Annotated in this window: 2 protein-coding genes; both read left to right on the top strand. The window is 64.6% G+C overall.

The features are described 5' to 3' along the window. Positions 1 to 846, top strand: coding sequence for a choice-of-anchor A family protein (locus H597_RS0128940; RefSeq protein WP_161630659.1), 846 nt, complete (start codon positions 1 to 3; stop codon positions 844 to 846). A gap of 57 nt (positions 847 to 903) precedes the next feature. Beyond that, the coding region (locus tag H597_RS32925) for a transglutaminase domain-containing protein (protein WP_035375476.1) at positions 904 to 8,244 on the top strand (7,341 nt) is incomplete at its 3' end.

Below are 8,244 nucleotides of genomic sequence, written 5' to 3'. Positions count from 1 at the left end.
ATGAAACGTAGCATGGCAACAAGCATGGTGGTATTGGCGCTCGGGTTGGCCTGGGCTGGACCCGGTCTGGCGCAGGAGCTCGACCTGGGAGCAGCCGGGCGCTATGCCGGCTTCTTCTACGGCGACGCCAGCGGCCTGAAAAAGGTGGAAGGCCGCCTGGCGGTGGGGCGCAACCTGGATGCGGCGCAACTGGAGGTTGGCCGCAACCTGCCCGCCAGCGACGACGCCGGGCCCAGTCTGGTGGTGCGCCGCAATGTAACCGCCTATACCGCTGGCGACATCTGGAGCAGTAGCGGACGAAAAGGGTATGGCACAGTGGGCGCGGGCATCAAAAGCGCCTCCGCCAGTCTCGACCTGCGTCAGGACGCGGCGGTGCTCGATTTTCCGGCCGAAATCGCCTGGCTGGACATGCTGTCGGCCAGTCTGAAAGGGCGGGCCGCCACCGGCAAGACCATCCAGTCGACCAGCACTATCACCTTGACGGGCAGTGGCGCCGCAATGGAAGTATTCAACTTGCAGGCGATGCAGGTCGCCAGCGGCAAGACCCTGGTGTTGTCGAACATTAAACCGGGCGCTTGGCTTGTGCTGAATGTCGGTGGCGATGCGCAGCGCCAGGTCGTCATTGGCTGGAACCATGCGCCGCTGCAGGCGATCCAGGCGCGCGTGCTGTACAACTTGTACGACACCGATGTGCTGACGCTACCTGGCGGCACCGTCTGGGGCACGCTGCTGGCGCCACAAGCTTGCGTCAAGGGCAACGCCGGCAGGGTAGAGGGCTCCGTGTTTGCGGCCAGCTGGATCGGCCCGGCGGAAATCGCCCAGGCGCCGTTCACCCCAGGGCCTTGATGGGCCCAAAGAACACAAGAATAAACACCTAAGCAACACCACACTGGAATGCAAAGTATGAAATGCAGCTTGAATTGGCGCGCCACCGTGGCCGCCGTGCTGGCAATCTTCACCGCAACCGGCGCCACGGCGCAGGACCAAAAGGCGGCTGAACGCAAGATCGTCGACCGGATCGCCGCCGGCGGGGATGCCTCCGCCATGATCGGCCAATACCTGCAGGCCCATCCATCAACAGGCAGCCCGCGCCTGGACCGCGCCGCCACCCTGCGCCAGCTGCAAGGCGCCGAAGCCAACCTGGCTTCCGCCCTGCAAAGCTGGAAAGGCAAGGGCAGCCCGGAAGCGGCGGCAGCCGCCTACCGCGAATGGCAAGGTGCGGCGCTGCTGATGGCCGCGCGCCACCGCAGTGTGGAAAGCAAGCTGGCAGGCAGTGAAGAGGGTTCTGCCTACGTGGCGGCGCAGCGCGGCGTATCGGACACCCTGAAGGCCCGCCGGGAGCAGGTAGTGAAACTGCTCGACCCGTTGCTGGCACCGAAGCAATCCGCGGACAAGAGTGCCGCCAGGGAAGCACCAAAAGACAACGGCAAAGCTATCGCTGAAGCGCTGGCACTGCTGCAGGCCGCAGCGCCGAAGAAGACCAGCGACAATGTCCTGCACGCCCTGAACCTGCCTGTGGGCGGCCTGAATCTGGCCAGCCGGGCGCCGATCCTGGCGCCCGTGGTCACTCCCGCATATGCCAGCCAGGCCGACGCGGCAGGTGCGCCGGAAGACAGTGCCGCCGCCCCGGAAGGCGCGCTGTCGCAGGAGATCGTTGCCAAGGCCGAGGAGCTGGGCAACGATTACGTGCGCATTTACGAATACGTTCGCAACAACACGAAAACCACCTGGTACGCGGGCGCAGTGCAGGGCGCCGTTGGCACCCTGCGCAGCGGCAGCGGCAATGACGTCGACCAGGCCGCGCTGCTGGTGGCGCTGCTGCGCGCCGCTTCGCTGCCCACCCGTTATGTACACGGCGTGATCGAACTGCCGCTGGAAAAAGTGGCCCAGGACCTGGGCCTGCCGGACCCGGCCCAGGTGCCGGCGGCATTGGCCAAGGCCGGCGTGGCCTTCAGCGGTGTGGCGCGCGGCGGCAAGCAGGTTGCGGTGGCGCTGGAACATACCTGGGTGACGGCGCGTGTGCCGTATACCAACTACCGCGGCGCCATGGTCGATGCCTCCGGCAAGACCTGGATCCCGCTCGACCCGTCTTATAAGGCCAGCAGCTGGAGCGCGAATGGCCTGAGCCTGACGGACCTGGGCGGCGCTGCCGCGCTGCAGGAGGCCTATCTGGCCAAACCGGGCAGCGAGTCCTTCGCCGAATTCGTCAAGCGCCGCGGCACCGACCTGCTGCAGTCCCGCAGCGGCGCGGCCGCCGACTTTGACGCTGCACTGGGCCGCCAGACCCTGGTGCCCCTGAACCTGAGCTTGCTTCCCAATTCGCTGCCTTACACTGTTGTCGCCGTAACATCCGAAGAGGCCCGGCTCGGCGACGCCTATATCGTCAAGGCCAGGATCAAGCTGGCCAGCGCCGGCCGTACCGTGCTGGCCACCGACCTGCCGCTGTACCAGGCCCTGAACCAGCGTGTGTCGCTGACCTATCAGCCGGCATCGCTGGAGGACCACCGCCTCAGCCTGCTGATGGGCGGCCAGGATGCGGTGCCGCTTTACCTGATCAAGCTGCGTCCGCAACTGGCCCTGGGCGGCCACGTGCTGGCACGCGCCAGTGAGGGCCTGTCCGCAGGCAGCGACCTGAAACTCGATGTGGAGTTCGCCGGCCCATTCGGTAGCCAGCGCGTGACGCAGACTCTGGCAACAGGCGGTAACCAGGTGCTGGTGATGGCCGGCAACGCCGTCACACGGCCGGGCACCGCCGAAGCTGGCGACGCCGATAGCCAGGCCATGCGGCTGTTGGACGGGGTGGGCGTGGCATATGCCCGTGCCTGGACGCAAGGTGAAGACCAACTGGCCGCCCTGGCTGGCGCACGCGCCGTGCGTCCCGTGCCATCGCTGCTGATCGTGACCGATCGTTTCGATACGCTCTACCACGGCCAGACGCCTTACACCCTGGAGTGGAAGGGTGTGACGATGGACGCGCTGTCGCACCCGGTCGATGCGGTGGGCAGCGGCGCGCGCGATTTCCTTCAACTGTCCGGCCTGCACGGCTCTTCGTTGGAGGCGGCGGTCCCCGGCCGCCAATTCAGCGTGGACGCCGTTTCGGCGGACCAGGTGCTGGCGCAAGCCAAAGCCAGGAAAGTCGCGCTGCTACGCCTGGACAATTCCAACCTGGCGCAGCTCGATGCCACCAGCCATACGGAAGCGGTCAAGGACAGCGTGCGCAACCTGGCACGCCTTGGCTACCGCATTGACATCCCGTCCGGGCCCTTGAACGTGGCCGGCTGGAGCGGCTCCGGCTGGCGCGCGATCGACCATGCCAGCGGCGCCAGCGGCTACTTCCTGTCCGGCGGCATCCATGGCGGTGCCACCGCCACCGAACCGAAAGCCTGGACCCTGTCCTTCCTGGCCGCGGTACTCGCGGCGCAGAATGGCCACGATGCCAATGCCGATGCCAGCGCAGTACGCACCTTGCTCAAGCTTGGCGTCGGCGATGGCCAGACGGGTACGGCGGGCCAGGTGCTCGACCAGCCCTTGTCGGTGGCGGCCCTGGATGCCGACGGCATACCGGTGGTGGGCGCGGCCGTGACGTTCCGCGTGGGCGCCGGCGGCGGCACCGTGGGCGGTCAATCTTCCACGACCGTGCTGACCAATGCGTCCGGTATTGCCTCGGTTCAGTTGACGCTGGGCCAGAATACCGCCGACAACGCGTACTACACCTACATTAACCCGGACGATCAAACAACGACCCGCGTCTCCCAGCACCTGGTGTATGCCGAGGTGGCGTCGGAACGCGGCGCAGTCCACATCGACGTGCCGTTCGACGCGACGGCACGCCCCGACAAGTTGACCCAGCTGGTTCGCACCAGCGCGCCGGTGGAATTCGGCATGCCGGCCCTGTGGGGCGACACCCTCGGGATCAAGGCGGCGGACCAGTTCGGCAACCCGCTGGCCAATATCGACGTGTCGGCCCGCATGGATTCGGTGCGCGTCTGCGAATCGGATCAGGCGGACAAGTATTTCAGGCCCGGCGCGCTCTTCAACGGCGCCTTCACCGGCCCTGAGCGCTGCGACGTCTCCAGCCCGGTTCTGGGCGAATGCGGCAAGCCGAGCATCAATTTGAGCACCGTCAGCGACGGCACGGTCGCGCTCGGCGTGATCCTGTCGAACGACGCGGCGGGCTTGAACGTGGTGACGGCCAGCGCCGCCGGCGTCAAGCAGACGGCAACATATAAAGGCGCCTTAAGCTGCGGCGAGCGGGAGGTGGGAAGCCACTTCGGCTGGATCTCCGTCATTGTCGAAGGCGGAATTACCGACAACAACGGCAACTGGATCAGCGCCGCCTTGCCTGGCAAGGAATACAAGCAGCCGGTCACCGCGACGGTGATGCACGCCCAATACAACTGGGAAGTGCGCAGCAGCGGCGGAAAACCCATCCTGTACACCTTCCCGTTCGTCAAGCACGAGCGCCAGGATGCGGACAATGTGGTCTTTACTGTCAGCAATGGCGGTATGTCCAACGGCACCACGCACGTGGGCAAAGGCCTCTACGAAACGAAAGTCACCGTGGGTCCGTCGCCCGCCCTCAACCGGGTGAACGGCGACGCCAGCATGGTGGTCGAATACCCGATCATTTCGAACAACGCCCTGAGCATGACCAGGATTGGGCTCTATAACACGACGCCTTCCTGGACCACGGTATTTTCGGTCCAGCCGAAAATCACCGATGTGACGCCCAAAGATGCCCAAGGACAGATCGCGCTAGACAATCGCAATCGCAGCGAAAAGCCGCTGAGCATTGAATTCGAGGTGGCGCCGCGCGAGTACCGGACCACGGAAGTCGATGTGGACCTGTACGAAAACAACACCATGGTCGGCGTGATCAGGGCTGCCGTGGTCGACGGCAAAGGCAAGGCGCTGGTCCCGCGCGGGATGGCGTTCGAACCCGGCAAGGTCTATCAGGCGCAGCTCGTGTTGAACCGCGACTCGAAGGTGGAGTTGCGTTCCGAGCGTGTGACGCTGCCGACCCGGCCGCGCTTGATTTCCCACCTGCACGCGACTTCGCCGAGCCTGGAAGTCGACGAAATCAACAACCGCAGCTGCGACATCAACGGCACGACCACCTTTGGCTTCAATTCCCCGGTCGTGGCCAAGCTGGAAATCCAGTCGCTTGGCGTGGACGGCAAGCCGGTGGGCGCCAAGCGCAGCCTGTTCGCAAACAAATCCTACGAGGCGGGCGACTTTGACCTGCCTTTGCCGGCGGGCGAGATCGGCACCGGCGATTTCCTGATGACGCTCAGTGCGGTCAGTGCCGCCGACCCTGGCCTGACCGACAGCACCCAGTCCGGTTTTGGTTCGCAATTCCAGCGCAGTAATCCGCTGCCGGTAGGGCAGGTGCTGGTGCACGGTGTCAAAGTGCGCGATGGCACGTTGACGGTGCAGCCATATCCGCTCTCCGAGCCGGGCCGCGGCCCGTCCATGCGCTTCCAGCCGACCTACAGCACGGGCGTGAACGGCCAGCTGGGTCCTATGGGCATGAACTGGGGCCACAACTGGGACTCCGGCGTGCACATCAACCGCTGCGGCAACGTGGTGGTCAGCGGCGGCGACAGCGGCAACGTGGTCTTCTTCCCGGACGCCAAGGGCGGCCTGACCCCTGCCAAGGGCTACCACTCGACGCTGGTGCGCGACGGCAACGATTTCGACTTCTTCAGCAAGGACGGCACGCAATACCACTACGGCTTTGTCGATGAACGCAACCAATGGAAACTGATGTCGGTGAAGGACAGCAACGGCAACGCGCTGACGCTGACCTACGACATGCAAGCCCGTCCGGCGCCGCTGCTGAAGACGGTCACCGCCAACGATGGCCGCATGCTCAAGTTCGACTATGCGGACGCAGTTGTGACACGCCGTGGATGGAGCGAAAAACGCGCCTTGCTGCGCGCCGTCAGCGGCCCCGGCGTTGCAATGGACTTCAAGTATGACGACTTCGGCAACCTGGTCCAGGCCAGCGGCAACGGCCGCAGCGAAGGTTTCGACTACAAGGTCAACTCCCCGGACTTCAACGAGCGCAACCAGCTGATCGGCTATACCGACCCGAATGGCCGCAAGACCACTTACGAGTACACGCCTTACGAACTGAAGCTGAATTTGCCAAACGGTGGCATGCCGTTCGCCGTACCGCAGACCGTGGTCAGCAAGGTGGTCACGCCAACCGGCCCGATCCGCTTCGACTACGAGATCGGCAATTTCACCAAGACCACCGTCACCAACCAGAACGGCAAGACGACCGACTATGAGCTGAACCCGTTCGGTTCGCCGCTGAAAATCATCGACGGCGCCGGTACCACCAGCATGACCTGGGCGACCGACGACATCCAGATGCTGAGCAAAGTCGACCCGCGCGGCATCGAGACCATATTCGCGTACGACGCGGCCGGCAACCTGGCGAGCGAAACCGTAGGCGGCAAGGCGATCAAGCGCAGCTACCTGATCCAGACCCAGCGCCCGTACATCAAGGACAAGCTGCTGGAAGAGACCGACCGCAACCAGCACACGACCAAATTCGGCCGTGATAACAAGGGCAATCTGATCACCATCGACAACCCCGACGGTGGCAAGATCACCAAGAGCTATAGCGACGCCGGCGACCTGCTGTCGTCGGTGGACGCACGCGGCGGCGCCACTACCTACCGCTACGATGCCAAGGGCAACCTGGTTGGCGTCACCGATCCGCTCGGCGCCACGACCTTGATGGACCTGAACGAGCGCGGCCAGGTGATCCGCAAGACCGACGCACTGGGCCACGGCACCACCTACGAAGTCGACCTGCTGGACCGCATCACCAGCCGCACCAACGCCAAGGGCGGTGTCAGCACCTTCACCTACGACAAAGTCGGCAACAAGCTGAGCGAAAAGGACGAAGAGGGCAATAGCACCACCTGGGAATACTCGCCGCACGACCATCCGGTGAAGGAAACCCGCGCCGATGGCAGCAGCAAGACCATGGGCTATGACGATGTCGGCAACAAGACATGGGAAACCGATTACCGCGGCAACAAGACCACGTTCGCCTATGACGCGGCCAACCGCCTGACCCTGCGCACCGAGCCGCTGGGCCGCGAGACCACCTACGGCTACGACGGCGTGGGCCATGTGACCAGCGAAAAGGACGGCCTGGGCCGCACCACCACCCATGCTTACGATGCGCTGGGCTTCCGCACCGGCACGACGGACGCCGCCGGCGGCAGCTGGACCATGGAGCGCGACAACGTCGGCAACCTGCTGTCCACCACCGACCCGGAAGGCCGCACCACCAGCAATAGCTACGATGCGATGAACCGCCTGGTGACGGTGACCCGCCCGATCGGCAGCCTGGGCTACGCCTACGACAAGAACGGCAATCGCACCCGCGAAACGGATGCGCGCGGCAACGCCACCAAGTTCGAGTATGACGCCGGCAACCGCCTGATCAACCGCATCGACGCGGACGGCAAGGTCACGACCAGCGACTATGACAAGGTAGGCAACCTGATCAAGGTGGTTGACCCGCGCCTGAGCGTGACGCTGTACAGCTATGACGAGCTGAACCGCAAGATCGACCTGAAGGACGCCGAAGGCTACGTGACGACCTTCCGCTACGATGGGCTGGGCAACCTGGTGGGCCAGACCGAGCCGAACGGCAACGCGATCAGCCACACCTACGACAAGCTGGACCGCCGTACCGCCAGCTACGACAAGCTGGGCAAGCTTGGCGCCTGGGATTACGATGCCGACGGCAACGTGCTGTCCCAGACCGACGCCAACGGCAACGCCACCACGCACGACTACAATGCGCTGGGCCAGCTGAAGGCCAGCCACCAGCCGGAAGGGCGCGACCTGGTCTTCGAGGTCGACCTGATGGGCAACCGCACCGGCCTGACGGACGGCCGCGGCAACAAGACGACCTATGAGTACGACAAGCTCAACCGCGTAATCCTGAGCAAGGACGCCAAGGGCTACACCCACGTCTTCGAGTACGACAAGGTTGGCAACAAGACCAGGGAAACCGACCCGCTCAGCCACAGCACCACCACCCAGTACGACGCCCTGAACCGTCCGGTACTGGTGACCGACGCGCTGAACCAGGTGCTGAAGTTCGAGTATGACGACAACGGCAACAAGACCAAGGAAACCGACAAGCGCGGCATCGCCACCACGCATGTTTACGACAAGCTGAACCGCGTGACCAGCACCACGCGCGACGGC

It is taken from the genome of Pseudoduganella violaceinigra DSM 15887 (assembly GCF_000425385.1).
Classification (GTDB): Bacteria; Pseudomonadota; Gammaproteobacteria; order Burkholderiales; family Burkholderiaceae_D; genus Rugamonas; species Rugamonas violaceinigra.
Note: the sequence above shows the minus strand (reverse complement) of the source record. Positions and strands in the feature narration are given on the sequence as shown.